At 56.3% G+C, this 21,343-nt stretch carries 19 protein-coding genes and 1 pseudogene; 11 read left to right on the forward strand and 9 right to left on the reverse strand.

From position 1 onward, the window contains the following. The first annotated feature begins 102 nt into the window (after window positions 1–102). The 3 genes from FOV68_RS04735 to fghA all read left to right on the forward strand — a co-directional run bounded on the left by FOV68_RS04735 (window position 103) and on the right by fghA (window position 3,094). Window positions 103–1,014 (forward strand): LysR family transcriptional regulator, encoded by a 912-nt coding sequence (locus FOV68_RS04735; RefSeq protein WP_010248266.1) that lies wholly within the window; start codon window positions 103–105, stop codon window positions 1,012–1,014. Between the two features lie 100 nt (window positions 1,015–1,114). Then, window positions 1,115–2,239 carry an S-(hydroxymethyl)glutathione dehydrogenase/class III alcohol dehydrogenase gene (locus FOV68_RS04740; protein ID WP_143990409.1) on the forward strand — a complete coding sequence of 375 codons (1,125 nt, stop codon included), beginning with the start codon at window positions 1,115–1,117 and terminating at the stop codon, window positions 2,237–2,239. A gap of 12 nt (window positions 2,240–2,251) precedes the next feature. Further along, window positions 2,252–3,094, forward strand: coding sequence for an S-formylglutathione hydrolase (gene fghA, locus FOV68_RS04745; protein ID WP_039389270.1), 843 nt, complete (start codon window positions 2,252–2,254; stop codon window positions 3,092–3,094). Window positions 3,095–3,244: 150 nt separating this feature from the next. On the opposite strand, the gene FOV68_RS04750 is transcribed toward fghA, so the two are convergent. The 5 genes from FOV68_RS04750 to FOV68_RS04770 all read right to left on the reverse strand — a co-directional run bounded on the left by FOV68_RS04750 (window position 3,245) and on the right by FOV68_RS04770 (window position 8,151). Then, window positions 3,245–4,033 carry an ABC transporter ATP-binding protein gene (locus FOV68_RS04750; protein WP_039389364.1) on the reverse strand — a complete coding sequence of 263 codons (789 nt, stop codon included), beginning with the start codon at window positions 4,031–4,033 and terminating at the stop codon, window positions 3,245–3,247. Further along, complete coding sequence (locus FOV68_RS04755) at window positions 4,033–5,109, reverse strand: iron ABC transporter permease (protein WP_143990410.1); 1,077 nt, start codon at window positions 5,107–5,109, stop codon at window positions 4,033–4,035. Before FOV68_RS04755 ends, FOV68_RS04750 begins: the two co-directional genes overlap by 1 nt. 207 nt (window positions 5,110–5,316) lie before the next feature. Continuing rightward, window positions 5,317–6,783 carry an amino acid permease gene (locus FOV68_RS04760; RefSeq protein ID WP_010671005.1) on the reverse strand — a complete coding sequence of 489 codons (1,467 nt, stop codon included), beginning with the start codon at window positions 6,781–6,783 and terminating at the stop codon, window positions 5,317–5,319. A 117-nt stretch (window positions 6,784–6,900) separates the two neighbouring features. Further along, complete coding sequence (gene yieE, locus FOV68_RS04765; protein WP_010248285.1) at window positions 6,901–7,767, reverse strand: DNA-binding transcriptional regulator YeiE; 867 nt, start codon at window positions 7,765–7,767, stop codon at window positions 6,901–6,903. Window positions 7,768–7,776: 9 nt separating this feature from the next. Then, complete coding sequence (locus FOV68_RS04770; protein ID WP_143990411.1) at window positions 7,777–8,151, reverse strand: YkvA family protein; 375 nt, start codon at window positions 8,149–8,151, stop codon at window positions 7,777–7,779. Window positions 8,152–8,257: 106 nt separating this feature from the next. Here FOV68_RS04770 and FOV68_RS04775 point away from each other — a divergent pair, with 106 nt between their 5' ends. Together FOV68_RS04775 and nfo are read left to right on the forward strand one after the other, a co-directional pair. After that, window positions 8,258–9,313 (forward strand): YeiH family protein, encoded by a 1,056-nt coding sequence (locus FOV68_RS04775; RefSeq protein WP_039389366.1) that lies wholly within the window; start codon window positions 8,258–8,260, stop codon window positions 9,311–9,313. A gap of 51 nt (window positions 9,314–9,364) precedes the next feature. Next, window positions 9,365–10,210 carry a deoxyribonuclease IV gene (nfo, locus tag FOV68_RS04780; protein WP_010671008.1) on the forward strand — a complete coding sequence of 282 codons (846 nt, stop codon included), beginning with the start codon at window positions 9,365–9,367 and terminating at the stop codon, window positions 10,208–10,210. Window positions 10,211–11,107: 897 nt separating this feature from the next. Here the strand turns inward: nfo and fruA are convergent. The 3 genes from fruA to fruB are packed head-to-tail and all read right to left on the reverse strand — an operon-like array spanning window position 11,108 to window position 14,887. Further along, window positions 11,108–12,805 (reverse strand): PTS fructose transporter subunit IIBC, encoded by a 1,698-nt coding sequence (gene fruA / locus FOV68_RS04790; RefSeq protein ID WP_031593342.1) that lies wholly within the window; start codon window positions 12,803–12,805, stop codon window positions 11,108–11,110. Between the two features lie 16 nt (window positions 12,806–12,821). Beyond that, window positions 12,822–13,760, reverse strand: coding sequence for a 1-phosphofructokinase (fruK, locus tag FOV68_RS04795; RefSeq protein ID WP_010248301.1), 939 nt, complete (start codon window positions 13,758–13,760; stop codon window positions 12,822–12,824). After that, window positions 13,757–14,887: a fused PTS fructose transporter subunit IIA/HPr protein gene (gene fruB, locus FOV68_RS04800; protein ID WP_143990412.1), complete on the reverse strand. Its 1,131-nt coding sequence runs from the start codon at window positions 14,885–14,887 to the stop codon at window positions 13,757–13,759. The genes fruK and fruB overlap by 4 nt, the downstream gene beginning before the upstream one ends. Before the next feature lie 312 nt (window positions 14,888–15,199). On the opposite strand from fruB, the pseudogene FOV68_RS04805 reads away from it, so the two are divergent. Next, window positions 15,200–15,436: pseudogene (locus FOV68_RS04805) on the forward strand (PIN domain-containing protein); the annotation flags it as partial. Between the two features lie 39 nt (window positions 15,437–15,475). Here the strand turns inward: FOV68_RS04805 and FOV68_RS04810 are convergent. Then, window positions 15,476–15,730 carry a YkgJ family cysteine cluster protein gene (locus FOV68_RS04810; RefSeq protein WP_031292689.1) on the reverse strand — a complete coding sequence of 85 codons (255 nt, stop codon included), beginning with the start codon at window positions 15,728–15,730 and terminating at the stop codon, window positions 15,476–15,478. A 343-nt stretch (window positions 15,731–16,073) separates the two neighbouring features. Here FOV68_RS04810 and yeiP point away from each other — a divergent pair, with 343 nt between their 5' ends. The 5 genes from yeiP to FOV68_RS04835 all read left to right on the forward strand — a co-directional run bounded on the left by yeiP (window position 16,074) and on the right by FOV68_RS04835 (window position 21,317). Next, window positions 16,074–16,646, forward strand: a complete 573-nt coding sequence (gene yeiP / locus FOV68_RS04815) for an elongation factor P-like protein YeiP (RefSeq protein ID WP_003854146.1) — start codon at window positions 16,074–16,076, stop codon at window positions 16,644–16,646. Between the two features lie 76 nt (window positions 16,647–16,722). After that, window positions 16,723–17,691: a GTP-binding protein gene (locus FOV68_RS04820; RefSeq protein WP_143789159.1), complete on the forward strand. Its 969-nt coding sequence runs from the start codon at window positions 16,723–16,725 to the stop codon at window positions 17,689–17,691. Window positions 17,692–17,736: 45 nt separating this feature from the next. Next, a complete protein-coding gene (locus FOV68_RS04825) occupies window positions 17,737–18,444 on the forward strand; it encodes a phosphatase PAP2 family protein (RefSeq protein ID WP_143990414.1) in 708 nt (235 codons plus the stop codon). Window positions 18,445–18,956: 512 nt separating this feature from the next. Continuing rightward, a complete protein-coding gene (gene mepS, locus FOV68_RS04830; protein ID WP_031593348.1) occupies window positions 18,957–19,532 on the forward strand; it encodes a bifunctional murein DD-endopeptidase/murein LD-carboxypeptidase in 576 nt (191 codons plus the stop codon). Between the two features lie 222 nt (window positions 19,533–19,754). Next, window positions 19,755–21,317 carry a cyclic di-GMP phosphodiesterase gene (locus FOV68_RS04835; RefSeq protein WP_186289716.1) on the forward strand — a complete coding sequence of 521 codons (1,563 nt, stop codon included), beginning with the start codon at window positions 19,755–19,757 and terminating at the stop codon, window positions 21,315–21,317. The last annotated feature ends 26 nt before the right edge of the window (window positions 21,318–21,343 follow it).

The raw sequence follows: 21,343 nt of genomic DNA on the forward strand, positions 1-21,343 counted from the left end.
GTTCTGCCCTGAGATCTCTTCTGACTTGCTAACAGCATGCAGGATGATTAAACTCACGGAAAGTGAATAATTTTAACCAACTTGCTTACAGGAAGAGAAGATATGGATTTAGTTCAGCTGCGTATGTTCTGTTCCGTCGCCGAAACGGGTTCGCTGGCGCGCGCAGCAGAACAGCTGCATCGCGTCCCCTCTAATCTCACCACGCGGTTGCGCCAGCTGGAAGAAGAATTAGGTGTGGATCTCTTTATTCGTGAGAAACAGCGCATTCGCCTGTCACCAATGGGCCATAATTTTCTGAATTATGCGCAGCGTATCCTGGCATTAAGTGAAGAAGCGATGAGCATGACCCGCACTGGTGAACCGGCGGGCAACTTTGCGCTGGGCTCAATGGAGAGCACCGCGGCGACGCGTCTGCCCGGCCTGCTCGCCGCCTATCACCAGCGCTTTCCCAAAGTGGCGCTGTCGCTGATTACCGGCACCTCGGGCGAAATCATCGATCGGGTGCGTGAAGGCACCCTGGCGGCCGCGCTGGTCGATGGCCCGGTCTCCCATGACGATCTCAATGGCTGCATCGCCTTTCGCGAAGAGATGATACTGATCACCGGCCTCGATCATGCGCCAATCGCCACCGCGCGCGACGTGCAGGACGATACCCTGTTTGCCTTTCGCAACAGCTGCTCTTACCGGGTGAAGCTGGAAAGCTGGTATCGCGACAGCCAGACCGCGCCCAACAGTGTGATGGAGATTCAGTCCTATCACGCCATGCTGGCCTGCGTGGCAGGCGGTGCGGGCGTAGCGATGATCCCGGCCTCGGTGCTGAAGCAGATGGCGGATCGGTCACGGGTGCAGGCGCATACGTTACCTCCCGCTTATCGCGACACCGCCACCTGGCTGATGTGGCGACGCGACGCCTTTACGCCGAATGTTGAAGCACTGAAATACCTGATTATTGAACAATTTGACGATCGTCCGCTCAACGATGAGCTGATTTACCCATTACAGGCGGCGGAATAAGCGTTCCACGCTATGTTTAAGAGCCTGACCCACCAGGTTCTGAATCATCACGACCACCCGGCGCCACTGCGCGTCACAATCTGACTGGAAGAGGGATTGCATGAATATGATCAAAACCCGTGCCGCTGTTGCCTGGGCTGCTGGCGAACCGCTGAAAATCGAAGAAGTTGATTTAATGCCACCGCAGAAAGGTGAAGTGCTGGTGCGTATCGTCGCGACCGGCGTCTGTCATACCGACGCCTACACCCTGTCCGGCACCGACCCGGAAGGCGTTTTCCCGGCGATTCTTGGCCATGAAGGCGGCGGCATCGTCGAAGCCGTGGGCGAAGGCGTGACCAGCGTTGAAGTGGGTGACCACGTCATTCCGCTCTACACGCCGGAGTGTGGCAAATGTAAATATTGTCTTTCAGGCAAAACCAACCTCTGCCAGGCGATCCGTACCACTCAGGGCAAAGGCCTGATGCCGGATGGCACCACCCGCTTCTTTAAAGATGGCAAACCCATTTTCCACTATATGGGCACCTCAACCTTCTCTGAGTACACGGTAATCCCGGAGATCTCGCTGGCGAAAATCAGTAAAGAAGCACCGCTGGAAGAGGTTTGTCTGCTGGGCTGTGGCGTGACCACTGGCATGGGCGCGGTGATGAACACCGCCAAAGTGAAAGAAGGCGACACCGTGGCGATTTTCGGTCTCGGCGGCATTGGCCTCTCTGCGGTCATCGGCGCGAAGATGGCGAAAGCGGGCCGCATCATTGCCATCGACCTTAACACCAGCAAATTCGAGCTGGCACGCAAACTGGGTGCCACCGATCTGATCAACCCGAAAGATTACGACAAGCCGATTCAGGATGTGATTGTCGAGCTGACCGACGGCGGCGTGGATTTCTCATTTGAATGTATTGGTAACGTCAACGTGATGCGTTCCGCGCTGGAGTGCTGTCACAAAGGCTGGGGCGAGTCCGTGATTATCGGCGTCGCCGGTGCCGGTGAAGAGATCTCCACTCGTCCGTTCCAGCTGGTCACCGGTCGCGTATGGCGCGGTTCCGCGTTTGGCGGCGTCAAAGGCCGTTCGCAGCTGCCTGGCATTGTGCAGGATTACCTCGACGGTAAATTTGCGCTGAACGACTTCATCACCCACACCATGCCGCTGGAAGAGATCAACGACGCCTTTGATTTGATGCACGAAGGAAAATCGATTCGCTCAGTCGTGCACTTTAACAAGTAATCAGGAGGCGTTATGGCATCCACTCTGGAGCTACTGGAAGAACACCGTATTTTTGGCGGCTGGCAACAGCGCTGGCGTCATCAGTCTTTGCTGCTGAACTGCCCGATGACCTTCAGCATCTATCTGCCCACCCCGCACGGTGATGCGCCGCCGCCGGTGGTCTGGTTTCTGGCCGGACTGACCTGCAACGATGAGAACTTCACCAGCAAAGCCGGTGCACAACGGGTTGCAGCGGAACTGGGTCTGGTGCTGATTATGCCGGATACCAGCCCGCGCGGCGAAGGGGTTGCGAATGATGAAGGATACGATCTGGGTCAGGGCGCGGGATTTTATCTCAATGCCACCCAACAGCCCTGGGCCAGCCATTTCCGCATGTTCGATTATCTGAGCAGCGAGTTACCCGCCCTGATTGCGGATAACTTCAAGGTCAGTGAACGTCAGTCGATTATGGGTCACTCCATGGGCGGACACGGCGCGCTGATGCTGGCGCTGCGTCTGGGTAACCGCTTTGCCTCGGCTTCCGCTTTTGCACCGATTGTGAATCCGATGCAGGTACCCTGGGGCCAGAAAGCGTTTCAGGCCTATCTGGGTGACGATCGTGCGGCGTGGCGGGAATATGACAGCTGCCAGCTGATGGCGGAGGTGTCGCATCGGCTGCCGATGCTGATTGATCAGGGCGACAGCGATCAGTTCCTGGCCGATCAGCTGCAACCGGAGCGGTTAGAAGACGTCGCGAATGAGGTGGGTTTCCCGCTGACGCTGCGCATTCAGCCGGGTTATGACCATAGCTACTTCTTTATAGCCAGCTTTGTGGAAGATCATCTGCGCTTCCATGCGCAGCATCTGCTGGCGTAAACAATCAGGGCCGCATTCGCGGCCCTGAACTTTTATGCCTGCTCTGCTGGCTAACGCTCTGTCACAGAGCCAGCGTCCTGCCAGCCTGCCCTGTAAAATTCCTTTCTCAGAACAGTGATGCTCAGCGCCCTACCGGACGCCTCCTTAATATCAGACCAGTGCCGGGCCTGTCAGCCCGTCGATCATCACCTGCGGAATACCACGCGAGCAGTGTTCGATACGACCATCGACGCCATACACCTTTGCCAGAGTGGCAGGCGTGATCACCTTATCCGGCTGCCCTTCCGCCACCAGCGCGCCCTGCTTCAGCATCAGCGCATGTTGCGCATGACGCAGTGCAATATTGATGTCATGCACCACTACCACCGTCACGATGTTACGCTGGGCGGTTTCGCGCCGCACCAGATCCATCACGTGAAACTGATAGTTGAGATCCAGCGCGCTCAGCGGTTCATCCAGCAGCAGCAGCGCCGGGCGACGGATCAGTGACTGCGCCAGCCCGACCAGCTGTTTCTGACCGCCGGAGAGCTGATCGAGATATCGCATCGCCAGATGGGCAATGCCCAGCTGCTCCAGCAGATGCATGATTTCCGCTTCGCTGCTGGCGCTGTGCAGACCCCCGGAGGCACGCTGCGCCACGATGATTGACTCCAGCACATGCAGATGTACGCCCGCAGGCAGCGACTGCGGCAGATAAACCACGTTCTTCGCCCGCCGGGCAAACGGCTGGGTCATGAGATCCTCACCGTTGAGCCACATCTCGCCCTGGCCTTTATTCAGACCAGCCAGTGCCCGCAGCAGCGTCGATTTACCACAGCCATTCGGCCCCAGCAGCACGGTGATCTCGCCGCGCGGCAGCGGCGCGATATTAAGATTATCAATGACTTTATTTTTTGGGTACCCGGCACTGAAGCCGCGTAACGTCAGACCCTGTTCCATCATACCGTCCCCCGATGACGCAGAATAATACTCAGGAAGAACGGCACGCCAATCAGTGAGGTGACAATGCCAACCGGGATGATCACACCGGGGAGCAGGTTTTTCGAGGCGACCGACGCCAGCGACAGCACCAGCGCGCCGACCAGCGCGCTGGCGGGCAGATAGAAACGGTGATCTTCACCAAACATCATGCGGGCGATATGGGGTGCGACCAGGCCAATGAAACCGATCGGGCCGACAAACGCGACCGCCAGGGCAGAGAGGATACTGATGCGCAGTAAGGTCGTCAGGCGCAGACGACGCACATCAATGCCAAAGCTTACCGCGCGGTCTTCGCCCAGACGCAGCGCCGTCAGCTTCCAGCTGCTCATCATGGAAAACGGCACCAGAATGGCCAGCGCCACGCTCAGCACGCCCAGCTTCTCCCATGAGGCACGCGCCAGGCTGCCCATGGTCCAGAACACCAGGCCCTGCAGGGTATCTTCGCTGGCGATGAACTGCATCATGGATACCAGGGCGTTAAAGGTGAAGACCAGCGCGATACCGAACAGCACCACGCCCGCCGAAGAGACCTGAGTCCAGCGGGTCACGGCATCCAGCATCAGCGCGGCAAACAGAGCAAAGACAAAGGCGTTGGCAGAAATTAACCACTGATCGGGAATGCCGGGAATACCTACGCCGAGGATGATGGCCAGCGCGGCACCAAACGCCGCCGCCGATGAGACACCGAGGGTAAACGGACTGGCCAGCGGATTATTCAGGATGGTCTGCATTTCCGCGCCCGCCAGACCCAGCGACAGACCCACTACCAGCGCCATCAGCGCATAGGGCAGACGAATGTCCCAGACAATGACGCGCGTACCGGCATCCACGCTCTCGGGGCTGAGCAGCGTATTCCAAAGCGTTTCAAGTGAGAGTCCCGCCGGACCCAGCGTGAAGTCGAGGATCAGCGAGGCGAGTATCGCCAGCAGCAGCACGCCAATCCAGATTAAGCGGCGGCGCAGCACCTGATGATAGTTCTGCATGGTTTGGTGAAGCGTCTCTTCCCCCGCCAGCAGCGAAGTTTCGGTAGTCATGTTTGAACCCTGTGTGGCTATCACGTCAGAAAACGCAGCCACAATAGTGCAGGTGATAATAATTATCAATTCGTGAACATAAGCGAGACGTGAAAAAACAGTAAGAAACGGTGTTGCAGGCGGGAGAATGGCTCAGGAGCCTGCGCCTTTCGCAAAGACGCAAAACCCGCCATCACTGGCGGGCTCAGAGCGGGCGATTACGCAGGGCTAATCTTTGTGAACCGGAAACTCCATCTCGCTGTACTTCACAAAACGGCTGCCGCGCGTCAGCTTGTAGCCGAACCAGATAATCAGGAACAGCGGAATGCCGATGTAGGTTGCCGCCACGCCATACCAGTCGATGCTGTCGTTGAGGAATGCCTGGTAGTTCTGACCCAGCGTGATGATCAGGCAGAGCACAAAGGCGAAAATCGGACCCAGCGGGAAGAAGCCGGAACGGTAAGGCAGATCGTTCAGGTCACGTCCCTGGGCCACATAGCCCCGACGGAAGCGATAGTGACTGATGGCAATACCCAGCCAGGCGATAAACCCGGTCATGCCTGAGGTATTCAGCAGCCACAGATAGACTTCCTGATTACCAAATTTTGAGGTCAGGAAGCACAGCCCAGCCACCACGGTGGTGGCCCAAAGGGCATTACGTGGAACGCCGCCTTTAGAGAGCTTCGCGAAAATCCGTGGCGCTTTACCTTCGCTGGCCAGGTTATAAAGCATACGCGTTGACGCATACATCCCGGAGTTACCCGCTGACAGCACAGCCGTCAGGATCACCGCATTCATGACGGCAGCGGCAGAGAGCAGACCGGCGTTCTGGAACACCAGGGTGAACGGACTGACGCTGATATCGTCGATATCATTGTGCAGCAACTGCGGATCGGTATATGGCAGGATCAGGCTGATAATCAGGATAGCGAACACATAGAACAGCAGGATACGCCAGAAAATCTGCCGCACAGCGCGCGGAATATTTTTCGCCGGATCTTCAGATTCGCCCGCCGCGATACCGATTAGCTCGGTGCCCTGGAAGGAGAATCCCACAATCATCGCCACCCCAATCATGGCCGCAAAGCCGCCCGCAAACGGCGCGTCGCCCACCTGCCAGTTCTGCCAGCCCGCATGCTCAGCACCGCGCATAATGCCGGTGATCATCAGCACGCCAATGATGATAAAGATAATCACGGTGGCCACTTTAATCAGCGAGAACCAGTATTCCGCCTCGCCAAAGCCTTTGACCGAAATGTAGTTGAGCAGGAACATCAGCCCCAGGAACAGCGCGCTCCAGATCCAGCCAGGCGTGTCGGGGAACCAGTAGTTCATCACCAGCTGGGACGCTACCAGGTCAACCGCGATGGTCACCGCCCAGTTGTACCAGTAGTTCCAGCCGAGTGCGAAACCAAAGCCCTCTTCGACATATTTTGCGCCGTAGGTGGCGAAAGAACCCGATACCGGCATGAACGCAGCCAGTTCGCCGAGGCTGGTCATCAGGAAGTAGACCATCAGGCCGATGAGGATATAGGAGAGCAGTGCTCCGCCGGGGCCAGCCTGAGCGATGGTGGCACCAGAGGCGACAAACAGGCCGGTACCAATGGAGCCGCCGATGGCGATCATCGTCAGGTGACGGGCTTTTAACGCACGTCGTAATGCAGGTTGTTGTGTTGTATTTGAGTCATTATGCATGTGTTAACGCTACGCTGGGTAAAAATGAGGCGCGATTGTAGCAGCCAGATCGCCTCTGTATAGTGAATGCCAACCTGTTATTAGTTAACTTCATGATCGCGCCGGAATTATTAGTAATTACTCGCGACAATAGGAAAAAAACCGCGTCAGTGCTTTGGAAATATGCTTCTGCCGGTGGTGGATGCGATAGAGCGTGCGGATAAGACGCGGCAGCGGAATCGTCAGTTCAACCAGCGTGCCCGCCTCCAGCAGATCGGCAATCACCCGGCGCGAAAGACAGCTGATGCCCATGCCGTGCCGCACCGCATGTTTAATCGCTTCGGAATTGCCCAGCTCCATGCCCAGCTGAAAACTCGGCAGATGCGACAGCAGCAGATAATCGACAATTTCACGGGTGCCGGAGCCGCGTTCGCGCAGGATCCACGGGGCATCAGCCAGGGTTTGCAGCGTTACCGGCTGTTGCAGAATCGCCGCGTCTGGCGCGGCAAACACCACCAGCTCATCTTCGAGCCAGGGTTCGCTGACCAGCTCGGTCATATGGCACGGCCCTTCAATTAATCCGACATCGACGCGGAAATCGGAAACCGCCTGAATCACATCCTGACTGTTGCCGACACTCAGCTCCAGCGGCAGGCGGGGAAAATCGCGACGATAAGCGGCCATCATGCCTGGCAGCAGATAGTTACCGATGGTGCTGCTGGCAAAGATGCGGATCGCACCGTTATCCTCTTTAAACAGCTGCTCGATTTCGCCCGCCTGTTCCAGCAGCCCTACTGCACGGGGATAGAGCAGCCGTCCATGCTCATTCAGCACCAGCCGTTTGCCAACCCGGTCAAACAGTTGCACGCCGAGCTGACTCTCCAGATCGGCCAGCGCTGCACTCACTGCGGACTGCGACAGCGCCAGCAGTTGCGAAGCCTGAGTGGTGGAACCGCTCTTAAGCACTTCGGTAAAAACTTCAATTTGTCGCAGCGTAATGTGCATCGTTGCCTCTTAACTCAGTGACTGCCTGACCAGGTAAATGATTAATGCCAGCCAGATCAACCCTAGTGCCACCAGCCAGCCTGCAATTTTTTTGCCGCGCGAACGTTGAGACTGTGCCCGCTCGCTGCTGCTGATGCGCACCTCTCGCGGCAGTAAACGCAGCAGGACCATGACGCCCGTCGGAATAATCACCGCGTCATCCAGCAGACCGACAAAGGGGATGACATCAGGAATGAGATCGATCGGGCTGATGCCATAGGCGACCAGCCCCAGCATCCCCAGCTTGTTCCACCAGGGTGTGCGGGGATCGCGGAAGGCAAACCCCAGCACAAACACATCTCTTTTGATCAGCGTCGCCCAGCGGCGCAGACGCGAAACTATCATGATTACTGCCTTATCGTTTATTCTGGTTAATTATAAATATATTATCAATTTCACTTTTAAGCCAGTTGCCATCATGATCGGGTCTCAACCAGGAGGAGTGACCATCATGACTGAACTGAGCATCGCTAAACCGCATCATCCCGTTCCGCTCTGGATCCCGGGTCTGCTGCTGACCGCCGTGATTGCCGGGGCAGCCAGCTGGCTGGCGCAGCAACCGATGATTGCCGCCCTGGGGCTGGGTTCACTGACTCTGGCGATTATGCTGGGCATCCTGGTCGGTAACAGCATCTATTCGCCGCTGGCGTCACGCTGCGACAACGGCGTGCTGCTGGCTAAGCAGAAACTGCTGCGGCTGGGGATCATCCTGTTTGGCTTTCGCATCACTTTACAACAAATTGCTGACGTCGGTTTCAGCGGCATCCTGATTGATGCGCTGACCCTGACCAGCACCTTCCTGATAACCTGCCTGCTGGGCATGCGGCTGCTGAAGCTGGATCGCGATACCGTCTGGCTGATTGGCGCGGGCAGCAGTATCTGCGGTGCTGCGGCGGTACTGGCGACCGAGCCGGTGGTGAAAGCCGCGCCGTCGAAGGTTGCGGTGGCTATCGCGACCGTTGTGCTGTTCGGCACGCTGGCGATCTTTATCTATCCACTACTGTGGCCGCTGGCGCATGAACTGTTCCCGGATCTCAGTGCATCGCAGTTCGGGGTTTTTACCGGCTCAACCATCCATGAAGTGGCGCAGGTGGTGGCCGCCGGACACAGCATCAGCCCGGAAGCTGAGAACAGCGCGGTCATTGCCAAAATGCTGCGGGTAATGATGCTGGCTCCCTTTCTGCTCTGCCTGAGCGCCGTGATACGCGGCAAACGTCAAGGGAGCAACGCACGCCAGGCTGTGACATTTCCCTGGTTCGCCCTGCTGTTTATTGCCGTCGCACTGTTTAACTCGCTGCAGCTGCTGCCTGCCGCGGTGGTGACCACGCTGAATCAGCTGGCGGGTCTGCTGCTGGCGATGGCGATGGCGGCGCTGGGATTGACCACCCGTTTCGGGGCATTGCGTGAGGCAGGCGTTAAACCGCTGCTGCTGGGTGCGCTGGTATTTGGCTGGTTAATTGCGGGCGGCGGTGCAATCAATCTGCTGGTGCAACATTTCATGGGCTAGCGGCATCGGGTATCATGCCGTTTCATCCGTGCACAGCCCCAGGAGAAAGGCATGAAATATATTGGCGCACACGTGAGTGCGGCAGGTGGCGTGGATCAGGCAGTGATCCGCGCCCATGAAATAGAAGCCACCGCCTTCGCGCTCTTTACTAAAAATCAACGTCAGTGGAAGGCTGCCCCGCTCTCGACTGAGGTGATTGATGCTTTTCGCGCCGCCTGCGAGACGTACAAATTCGGTCCGCAGCAAATCCTGCCGCACGACAGTTTCCTGATTAACCTGGGTCATCCGGTTGAAGAGGCGCTGGAGAAATCCCGCGCGGCTTTTATTGATGAGCTGCGACGTGCCGACCAGCTCGGCCTGACTTTGCTGAACTTCCATCCGGGCAGCCATCTGCATCAGATTGATGAGGAGGCCTGTCTGAAGCGGATTGCGGAGTCGATCAACATCGCCCTCGACCAGAGTCAGAACGTCACCGCCGTTATTGAGAATACCGCCGGTCAGGGCAGTAATCTGGGTTTCCGCTTCGAGCATCTCGCCACCATTATTGAGCATGTTGAAGATAAGTCGCGTGTCGGCGTCTGTATTGATACCTGCCATGCGTTTGCCGGTGGCTATGATCTGCGTACCGAAGCGGATTGCGAAGCGACCTTCGCCGAGTTTGAGCGCATTGTCGGCTTTAACTATCTGCGCGGCATGCACCTTAACGATGCCAAAAGCGCCTTCGACAGTCGCGTTGACCGCCATCACAGCCTGGGTGAAGGCAATATCGGCAAAACAGCGTTTAGCTGGCTGATGAAAGATCCGCGATTTGATGGCATCCCGTTGATTCTGGAAACCATTAATCCCGATATCTGGAAAGATGAGATTGCCTGGCTGAAAGCCGAACAGCAGGGATAGTAAAAGGGAGCCGGTTGGCTTAATGCTGCTCAGTTAAGATTAGATTTGTAAAGGCTGTCACGGTCAGACGTGGCAGCTTTTTTGTCAGTGCGAGCGAGCCGCAGTGCGGGCCAGCGCACCTCTGCTGCTGCCGGGCCGTCCTCGCGCCGCTCACGCGGTACCTTCGGCTTTGACGTCGTGCCGACGAACCGTTCGGGGATCGGCCCTCCCTGGCCGGCCCCGAACTGTCCACGCTTCCCGGCGTGGACTTCTGGCCCACCGTCACGCCTCAGCGCTGCGGATAGCCCTTTCAGCAGCAGAGGCGCTCAGGCCTTCACTCTCGTGCCCTTTCTGACAACATGCACTCAAGCTTCAGAGCAGGCAGGGGCCGGGCAGGGGCAGGCAATCCGCAGCGCTGAACAGAATGAGTCTGCCAGGAGAGCCCGCAGGACGCGGGCGAAAGGCGGGGCGGCACAGGATGTGCCATCCCCGGCGGTCCGTCAGGCAGGCGAATGAAGTGAAGGAACCGCGTAGCGGCGCGAGGACCGCCAGCCCCTGCCCGGCACCAGACTGCGTTATCACCTGTCGCTTAACTGACTGGCATTAAGCCAGTTGGCTCCCTTTTCGTTTAGAGAGAACGCTGGCTCAGGGAGCATACGCCTTCCGCAAAGACGCAAAAGCGCTCCGTGGCGGCTCAGCGCGGGCGATTACGCACCTCATCCCTGAGGTGCGCCCGTAGCCGGGCGAACGCTTTGCGTTGTTCAAAAACGCTCCCGGCGTTTTTATCCGGGCGGCGCGATGCTTTACTCCAGTCGTATGCTCCCATCGCTTTGACTTCGGGAACCGTCTGTAAAAGCAAACAGGGAGCCATCCGGCTCCCTGTTATTTTTACTTCAGCAGATTATGCACTTCTGCACATCAGGCTTTCGCCAGCTGCTCTTCCGGACGTTTCAGTACCGCATAGCTCAGACCTGCAATCGCGGTGCCGATGATGATCGCCATCAGATAGCCGACAACGGGGGTAATTGCGCCAGGGATCAGCAGCACAAACAGTCCACCGTGTGGTGCCATCAGTTTTGCGCCAACCGCCATGGAGATCGCGCCGGTGGTTGCACCGCCAACGATACAGCAAGGCAGGACGCGCATCGGGTCACGGGCGGCAAACGGAATCGCGCCTTCAGAGATAAAGCAGAGACCCAGAACCAGTGCCGCTTTACCGCCTTCCTGCTGACCTTTATTGAATTTACGACGGGCAACCAGCGTCGCCAGACCCATCGCCAGCGGTGGCACCATACCGGCTGCCATGATAGCTGCCATTGGCGCATAGGTCTGCGAACTCAGTAAGCCGACGCCAAACGCGTAAGCCACTTTGTTTACCGGACCGCCCATATCGGTACACATCATGCCGCCCAGAATGGCGCCCAGCAGGACCGCATTCGCCGTACCCATGTTGGCCAGCCAGTGCGTCAGGCCGTTCATGATGCCAGCAACCGGTTTACCCACTACGTAGATCATCAGCAGACCGGTGATCAGACTGGCGAACAGGGGAATAATCAGTATCGGTTTCAGCGCTTCCATACTCTGCGGCAGTTTAACTTTGCCGCTGATCAGCTTCGCCGCATAACCGGCAATAAAGCCCGCGATAATACCGCCTAAGAAACCTGCGTTGATGCTGGTGGCGATCATACCGCCAATCAGCCCCGGCGTCAGACCCGGACGGTCAGCGATGGAGAAAGCGATAAAGCCCGCCAGCACCGGCACCATCAGGGCAAAGGCGCTGCCACCACCAATTTGCATCAGCGCCGCAGCCAGCGTGCCCTGCTCTTTAAACGCCGTTATACCAAAGGCAAACGACAGCGCGATGCTCAGACCACCTGCGACCACCATCGGCAGCATATATGAAACACCGGTCAGCAGGTGACGATAAGCCCCTGCTCCGCCTTTCTTCTCTTCTTCACTGGAATTGCTCTGTCCGCCAGCCGCCGCTTTGTACGGCTTCGCTTCTGCTACCGCTTTATCCAGCTCCTGCGCGGTTTTCTTCAGCGCCAGACCGGTTGAGGTACGGTACATCGGCTTACCAGCAAATTTCGCCAGATCGACTTCGATATCAGCTGCGACGATCACCAGATCGGCGGCAGCGACTTCTTCCGGAGTGATCGCGTTACCGGCACCCACTGAACCACGGGTTTCAACTTTTACCCACCAGCCGCGACGGGTCGCTTCAGCCTGAATGGCCTCGGCAGCCATAAAGGTATGCGCCACGCCGGTCGGACAGGCGGTCACCGCGACAACGCGTTTCTGCGCGCCAGCCTGAGCCGGTGCAGCAGGTGTTGCTACCGCAGCCGGAGCCTGCCAGGTTTTCGCTTCTGCTTTCGCGCGGTTCAGGAAGGTTTCTGGCTCGCGTACTGCCAGCTGGATATCGCCCAGCCAGACCGCTTTGCCGTTCAGCGCCGCATCGTCCGGCACGTTTTTACCCAGCACAATCGCCAGTTCAGCGTCGGCAGGATTATCAGTCAGGGTCAGGCCCGCCGCAGCGGCAGCAGCCGCCAGACGTTGTTGCGCCATATATGCGGAAGCCAGTCCCAGTGTAGGGTCTTTAATCAGCAGCGTTTTCATTATCGCTCTCCTGCTGTCAGTTAACGGGTTGTAAGTCGACGCGCGCCATCATTGCGGCCAACTGAGTACGATCGGAAACGCCAACATTGCTCTGGCTGACGGCCATCGCCGCCACGGCAGTTGCAAGACGCAGCGTGTGTTCGCTGGATTCACGCATCAGCAGGCCATAAATCAGGCCGCCAACCATTGAGTCGCCTGCACCCACGGTGCTGACCACTTCGCACACCGGCGGTTTAGCGATCCATTCGCCAGAAGCGTTGACCCACAGAGCGCCTTCTGCGCCCAGCGAAATCACCACATGGGCGATGCCCTGCTCGCGCAGTTCGTGCGCAGCGCCAATCACATCCTGCAGGGTTGGCAGTTTGCGACCGGCCCAGATTTCCAGCTCACGGCGGTTAGGTTTAACCAGCCACGGTGCAGCCTTCAGTCCTGCCACCAGCGCCTCGCGGCTGCTGTCAAAGATAATGCATGGGCAGTGGGTGCGAAGTTCGGTCATCCAGCGGGTAAAGGCATCGTGGTCGACGCCCTCTGGCAGGCTACCGCTGACGCAGACCATATCGAACTGGCCCAGCCAGGTCAGGGAATCGGTAGTAAAACGATCCCAGTCCTGCGCTGTCACCTGAAAACCGGAGAAATTCAGATCGGTGACGTCACCGGTCTGTTCAGTAAGTTTGACGTTGATACGGGTACGGCCTGGCACGACATGGAAACGGTTGGCTATGCCCAGCTCGCTGAACAACTGCTGGAAACCGTCCTGATTCTCTTTCCCCATGAAGCCACCGACGGTGACATCGATACCCAGATCTTTAAGTACTTTGGCTACGTTGATGCCCTTGCCCGCAGCATGCAGCCCGGTGGTTTTCACCAGGTTAACTTCGCCACGTTCAATTTCAGGGGTATATCCCACCAGGTCATACGCCGGGTTCAGCGTAATGGTGGCGACGCGTCTGCTCATGATGCCCCCTCACCCAGACCACTGGTGATCGCTTCTTCAATCGCGTTCAGCGCCTGCTGTGCATCTTCACCGCTGGCGGTGAAGCGCAGGCGATGGCCTTTCTTCACGCCCAGCGCAACCACTTTCATCAGGCTGCGGCCATTAGCGGGTTTGCCGCTGCCGTCGAGATTGGTTACGGCGATGTCGCTGTTGAACTGCTTGATCACGCTGACCAGCGCCGTGCCCGGACGGGCATGCAGGCCGTGTTCGTTGCGAATGGTAAATTCAGCCGTCAGCACGTCAGCCTGCTCATCGACTTCGCTGGTGAGCAGTGCGTAAACGCCTGCAGCATCCGCTTTCAACAGACGATCCGCTTTGCCCTGCTGCAGCAAGGCGCTGAGGTAACCCAGTACTTCCAGCGGACGTTCATCGGTCGCCGAAACGCTGATTAACATCGCAGCCGATTCGCCCTGATGGTCGAAGGCATGTTCAGCGCGGCTGATAGCCACGCCGCTGCGCAGGTTGCCGAGGCTGCTGTCGCTGAGCCAGATGCCCTGACCCAGATTCAGCGGAGTCGTTGAAACCACGTCTGCGACGTAGCTGGCATCCACCACACCAGCGGACTGCAGCCGACCAGCGTTCATCGCCTGGAGGGTGATCAGATCGCTGGCAGCCACATTGAGCGTGATTAATGAGGTGTCGAAGCTGAATTCAGCGGCTTGTTTCTCGCCCATCAGCCACGCACGAAGATCTTCAGCAGAGGCGGTTTTTAGCTGTTCTGCAATGGTGTCATCGCTCAGCACATGGGTCAGCTGACGCAGCAGCGCCAGATGTTCATCCGACTTAGCGGCAATCCCGATGGCAACATAGGCTGTCTGATCGTCACCCCAGGCGATGCCCTGCGGAAACTGGAAAACCTGAACGCCGGTTTTCAGCACCAGATCGCGGGTATCTGTGGTGCCATGAGGGATTGCGATGCCGTTGCCAAGATAGGTTGAGGTCTGCTGTTCGCGCGCCAGCATCCCGTTGACGTACCCTTCAGTCACATTGCCCGCCGCGGTTAACGCGGTAGCAACCTGACGAATGGCCTCTTCTTTATTCTGGGCGCTGGCTCCGGTATGGATGGCCTGCAATTCGAGCTGGAACATAATTCTCCTCGCTTGCTGAGATTGAATCGTTTCAGCCAGTGGGAAAGTTTTTACGCCATGCTGTGGAAAACAGGTGGCGCAGTCACCGCTGAAACGTTTCAGGGATTGTGGTACAGCCGCTTTCACCAGGCAAGAAAATGCGCAAACGGCGTAGCAGATTTTTGACGTTACGCACATTTCGGGCAGGTTTAGCGGATTAACGGACGAACAGGCTGACGCTGCTGCTGTAAAGTGAGAATGAGTGGACCGAAAAACTTCAGCAGCGTCAGCGCCTCAGGGCGCGGTATCCGCTTCAGGTTACAGCAGATACGTTTGCAATTGGTGGATGCATTCTGTGCACGTCCTGATGCTGTACTTTCATGGGATCGCGCAGCGGCAGATGCAACCACTGAAATCAAAGCGGCGCTGGCTGCTGCCGGAACGCCCATTGGTCCCAACGACATCGCGATTGCCGGGCATGCCATTGCGGCCAGAGCTATTCTGGTGACCAATAACACACGCGAGTTTGAACGGGTACCCGGATTGCAGCTGGAAGAGTGGGTCAGCTAACCGCTGACGCTGGATTGAATCTAAGCGGTGGGAGGGTTCTCAGGCACGTGTGCTGGCTTCAAGCTCAATCAGGTAGGTCATGGCTGAGGTACGGTCTGTAAGACACATATCAACTGAAGGTTGCAGACTTCCGCATACTTTCGGCCTTAAATCTGAACCGAAAATCATGCACAAATTTTCATCCGATAACTGAATGCATCGGACATTCGCGGGTTTACCCTGCGGCATTCCGGGGATGGGGCTGGAGATTGACGGCGCGATGCAGCAGGCTCCACAATCAATACGACACTGCATTAACACCTCTCACGCGACCTTCAGAATACAACAGACGGTAACAGAACCTCAGAGGGAGCGACACCACACCCTTCAGCTCTTAACTTCCTGCTTAAATCGTTCACTGTCACCCATGTCAGAAATCGGTGAAGAGATAGAGGGCGATGTGCAACAGGCAACGCCCTGGCTACGGCATTGCATGCTGTGCTCCGGCAGAGAAAGTCGCGGCGACAATAGCAGTCCGGGGCGGCAATTGCCATGAAAGCCGCGGCCTGAGACAAAATTTCACGCCGGTGATATTGCCAGTCTTCACCGGCGCGAGTAACGTTGCGCGCACTTCACTCTCAAGATAGCGAGAACAGCAATGCCAAAAGCCAATGAAATCAAAAAAGGGATGGCCGTCACGCACAACGGTAAACTGCTGCTGGTTAAAGATATTGATGTCCAGAGCCCCAGCGCACGCGGTGCCGCCACCCTGTATAAAATGCGCTTTACCGATGTCCGCACCGGTTTAAAAGTGGAAGAGCGCTTCAAAGGCGACGAGATTATTGATGCGATTTCGCTCAGCCGTCGCAGCGTGACCTTCTCTTATATAGATGGTGACGAATACATTTTTATGGATGATGAGGATTACACCCCCTACTCCTTTAAACAGGAGCAGATTGAAGAAGAGCTGCTGTTTATCCCCGAAGGCGGCATCCCTGGCATTCACGTGCTGACGATGGAAGGTCAGGTGCTGGCGCTGGAACTGCCACAAACCGTGGATATGGAGATCGTGGATACTTCACCAGGCATTAAAGGTGCTTCCGCCAGCGCCCGCACCAAACCCGCCGGTATGAGTACAGGCCTCTCGATCCAGGTACCGGAATATCTCAGCAACGGTGACCGCATCCGCATCCACATTGCTGAACGCCGCTATATGGGCCGTGCAGACTAAATCAGAAGCCTGCTGCCGATCGTGATAGTGTTATATTATTACATTATCACGTTATCCCCCGGCAGGAGTCACTCCCATGACACGCGTTAATCTGATTACCGGTTTTTTGGGCAGCGGCAAAACCACGCTGCTCTGCCATCTGCTGGCTGCCAGGCCGTCCGGGGAAAACTGGGCGGTGCTGGTTAATGAATTTGGCGAGATCGGAATCGACGGCGCTCTGCTGGCCGATCGCGGTGCCACGCTGAAAGAGATCCCCGGCGGCTGCCTGTGCTGTGTTAATGGCCTGCCGATGCAGGTCGGGCTGAATATGCTGCTGAAGAGTAAACCCGATCGGCTGCTGATCGAGCCAACCGGCCTGGGCCATCCTCGTCAGGTGCTGGAGATGTTGGATTCGCCCGTCTATCAGTCGTGGCTGCAACTGAATGCCACACTGACCCTGCTGGATGCGCGTCAGCTGGCCGATCCTCGTATCGTTGCCAATGAAAACTTCCGCGATCAGCTGGCTGCCGCCGACCTTATTATCGCTAATAAGCGCGATTGCTGGGATCAGGCGGATCGTCAGCGCCTGGCTGACTGGCAGCAGCAGATGCAGCCTCCGCGACCTCTGATCGAGACAGAATTTGGTCAGATCCCCCTTTCTCTGCTGGATACACCCCGGCAGCCGCGCGAGCTTCCCGTGCCGCAGCATCATCATTCGTCGGTTCCCACCAGCGGTCTGGCGGCGTTGCGACTGAATGGCGATACGCGCTGGCGTCGGGCGCTGAACCACGGCCAGAGCTATAGCGCCTGCGGCTGGCTGTTTGATGCTGATACGCTGTTCGACAGCGGCGCGCTGCTTGAATGGGTTCGGCAGGCGCCGGTAGATCGCGTTAAAGGGGTGATGCGCACGACAGAAGGCGCCCTGCGTATCAATCGCCAGGCAAATGAGCTGCAGAGTGAAACACTCCCCTCACCGCCATCCGATAGCCGCATTGAGATCATTCATTCTCAACAGGCTGACTGGAATCGTCTACAATCGGCATTGTTGAAGTGCCGTTTACGCTGACAGAGGTATTGTCGGCGGTTATTTTTAATAATAATGAGTTTAATTATGCGCGTAACTCGCCTTATTACTATCCTGCTGCTTAATGCACTGGGCGTGGTGCTATTTCTGTCATGGTATCTGCCCCCGGAACATGGCTTCTGGTTCGGCGTCGATAAATCTATTTTCTTTGGCTTCAATAGCCAGATGGTGACCCATCCGCTGTTCGCGCTGATCGTCGCTATCACGAATTACCGTGGTTTTGATGCGGTGTCATTGCTGGCGATGGGTCTGCTTTACCTGTCGATCTGGCGGCGCGAAACGCCTAAGGCGCAGCGCCGGATGCTGGCAATCGGCATCACCATGCTGCTGACCGCCGTCGTTCTCAATCAGCTGGGCCATCTGTTGCCGGTTAAACACTCCAGTCCGACACTGTTCTTCGAGAACGTGCATCGCGTCAGTGAACTGACCGGTATTCCCGCAAAAGATGCTTCGAAAGATAGCTTCCCCGGCGACCACGGTATGATGCTGATCATTTTCGCCTGCTTTATCTGGCGTTATTTTGGGTTCAGCCGCTTTTTAATTGCCGCGGCTATTGTGGTGATATTTTCACTGCCACGCATCATGGCCGGTGCGCACTGGTTTACCGATGTTGCCGTCGGTTCAATGTCGGTGGTATTAGTCGGTCTGAGCTGGTGGCTATTAACGCCCGCCAGTGACGTCCTGGTTAACTGGTTTTATCGCAAATTGCCGGGGAAATATAAGCCCGTGACGTAAATGTTAAGCGCGGACGATTTAAACCCCTGGTTTGAACCGCCCGCGCTTATTAAAAACACCCCATCACTATTAGCCTGCTAATTAAATTTACGAAAAGAAAAGGTTATGACCCTGCTGGCAGGTTAATTAGTCACCAATATTCTCTGTCAATAAAGAAAACTCTAAAAACAGCCTCTATGCCCCGAATTAGCCCCCCTTTAACTCCCTGTTCTCACCATCATTTGACCACAATTGTAGCTAAAGTAGTCAGTGTGTTACGGTTTGATTTCACATCAAAAAAACCTATATGAAATTGATTAAAAGCACTCGCCACGGCGTCTGTAATCAGTTAACCTCAGTCGCAGTGAGGCAACAGCGGCGGAAAATTCGGATTTTTTACCGTTAAAATGTGTCCATTAACACATTTTAGTAATTAAGGATTTGTCTTAGTCTGTTTCGCTTATTAATCTCCCTGTTTTGTCATCTGGCTGGCGACAATCTTGTCGTAAGGAAATCGAAGGAAAACCCGAATAATGGTCAAGTCTCAACCAATACTGAGATATATCTTGCGGATCGTGCCCGCAGTGGCGCTGGCAGCACTCCTCTCAGCTTGTAGCAGTACCCATAGCAGTCAAAACGCGAATAACGAGAATCATGAAGTTAACAACCACAATGGTTTTTTACTTCAGGCGTCTCAGGATGAGTTTGAAGAAATGGTGCGTAATGTCGACGTTAAGTCGCGCATCATGGAACAATACGCCGTCTGGAAAGGTGTGCGCTATCGCCTCGGTGGCGATACCAAACGCGGGATCGATTGTTCCGCCTTTGTACAACGCACCTTCCGCGATCAGTTTGGCTTAGAATTACCGCGTTCTACCTCGCAGCAGCAGGATACCGGTAAAGAGATTACCCGCAGTAAACTGCGTCCCGGCGATCTGGTGATGTTCCGTGCAGGCTCTACTGGCCGTCACGTTGGCATCTATCTTGGCAACGATAACTTCGTTCATGCCTCGACCAGCAGTGGCGTGATGATCTCCAGTCTGAACGATGATTACTGGAAAAAGCGCTACCGTGAAGGACGCCGTGTATTAAGTCGTAACCCGACCTGATAACCACTTTCGATCTTCTCTCAGCCAGAGAACATGAAACGCTGCTTATGCAGCGTTTTTTTTCGCCTTTAATCATTTTTACCAGCAGTTATATAAGACAAAAGCATTCTGATTCAGATTAATAACAAGACATTTCCCGCCGTCTCGTTATATTCTCGGTCGCTTAAACCGAAGCCGTCGTGCGCAATAACATAATAATAATTTGATTAGGGGAAGCTCCTCATGCCACTGTCGGGGGCGCTACGGCGCCATGCCACCTATCCTCGCCGTATCGCATGGAGTAGTGCGATAGCTGGCGGCTTATTCTTTCTGTTATTTGCTGCACTCTCGCTTCACCATACCTGGCAGAAGCGAGAACGACAGCATCAGCAACTGCTGGAAAACAGCCGCACGGCATTACAGCAAACGCTCTCCAGCCTGATTAACAGTACCCTCAGTCCCCTGCTTCCGTTTACCCACACTGCCTGCAGTACCATCAATCGTGAACTCACCTCACGCGCCGCCTTTGCCGGAAATCTTCGCGCCATCCTGCTGGTTAACGAAGGTAATGCCTTTTGCTCCTCGGCCACCGGCAGTTTTAATCTGCCGCTCAATGTGATTGCGCCCCTGAGTGATATGTCACGTGATATCGATCTGCAACTGATGCCGGGCACGCCGTTGCAGCCCAATAAACCGGCGCTGGCGTTGTGGATCAAAAATCCCGGCAGTCTGCAGTCAGGCGTTTTCGCGACGCTGAATATTACCCTGGCACCCTATCAGCTGCTGGCGTCCGGGCATCCGGAAATTACCGGTATGGCACTGGTGGCACAACGCAGCGCCTTAACCAGCTGGCAGTCCGTCGTCATACAGAATAAAAACCTGCCGATGCCGCTGCACCGGCAGGCGCTGACAGGCTATCCGCTGCAGTTTGTGTTGTACGGTTCCACTCTGGCGTTCAGCGATTATCAGAATATCCTGCTGAGCGGCCTGCTACTGTCGCTGCTGGTTTCAGGCGGTTGCTGGCTGCTGTTGTCGGTTTATCAGCGCCCTGGTAAAGAGCTGATTCGGGGCATGAAGCGCGGTGAATTTCACGTTGAATATCAGCCGCTGGTCACCTCCCATGATGGTCAGCCGTATGGGATGGAAGCGTTACTGCGCTGGACCCACCCGACGAAAGGCCCGATCCCGCCCGATGTTTTTATTCACTATGCCGAGGCGCAGAACCTGATTATTCCCCTGACCCGACATCTGTTTCAGCTGGTTTCCCGTGATGCCCACCTGCTGTGTCATACCATTCCCCGTCATGCCTGCCTCAGCCTCAACATTTCGCCCCTGCATCTGGCTGACAGCGGTTTCCGTCAGGATGTGCTGCGCTGGCTTGATACCATGCCTGCGGACCACTTTACTTACGTGTTTGAGATCACCGAGCGAGCCATGGTGCGCGACGAAAATGTCGGAGAACTGTTTGACTGGCTGCATCAGCAGCAGATCCATATCGCCATTGATGATTTCGGTACCGGTCACAGCGCGCTGATCTATCTGGAACGTTATGACTTTGATTATCTGAAAATCGATCGAGGCTTTGTTCAGAGCATCGGTACGGATAGCCTGGCCTCGCCGGTGCTCGATACCGTGCTGCAGCTGGCGAAGAAGCTGAACCTGAAAAGTGTCGCCGAAGGGGTAGAAACCGGCGAGCAGGCTGCCTGGCTGATTAACCGCGGCGTGACCCATCTGCAGGGTTACATCTTTAGCCGTCCGCTGCGACCGGAAACGCTGATAGACTATTTCCGGCGTCATAACGCCTGACACTACCTGGCCCGAATTGCGCCAGA

Source organism: Pantoea sp. paga (assembly GCF_007558755.1).
GTDB lineage: Bacteria > Pseudomonadota > Gammaproteobacteria > Enterobacterales > Enterobacteriaceae > Pantoea > Pantoea agglomerans.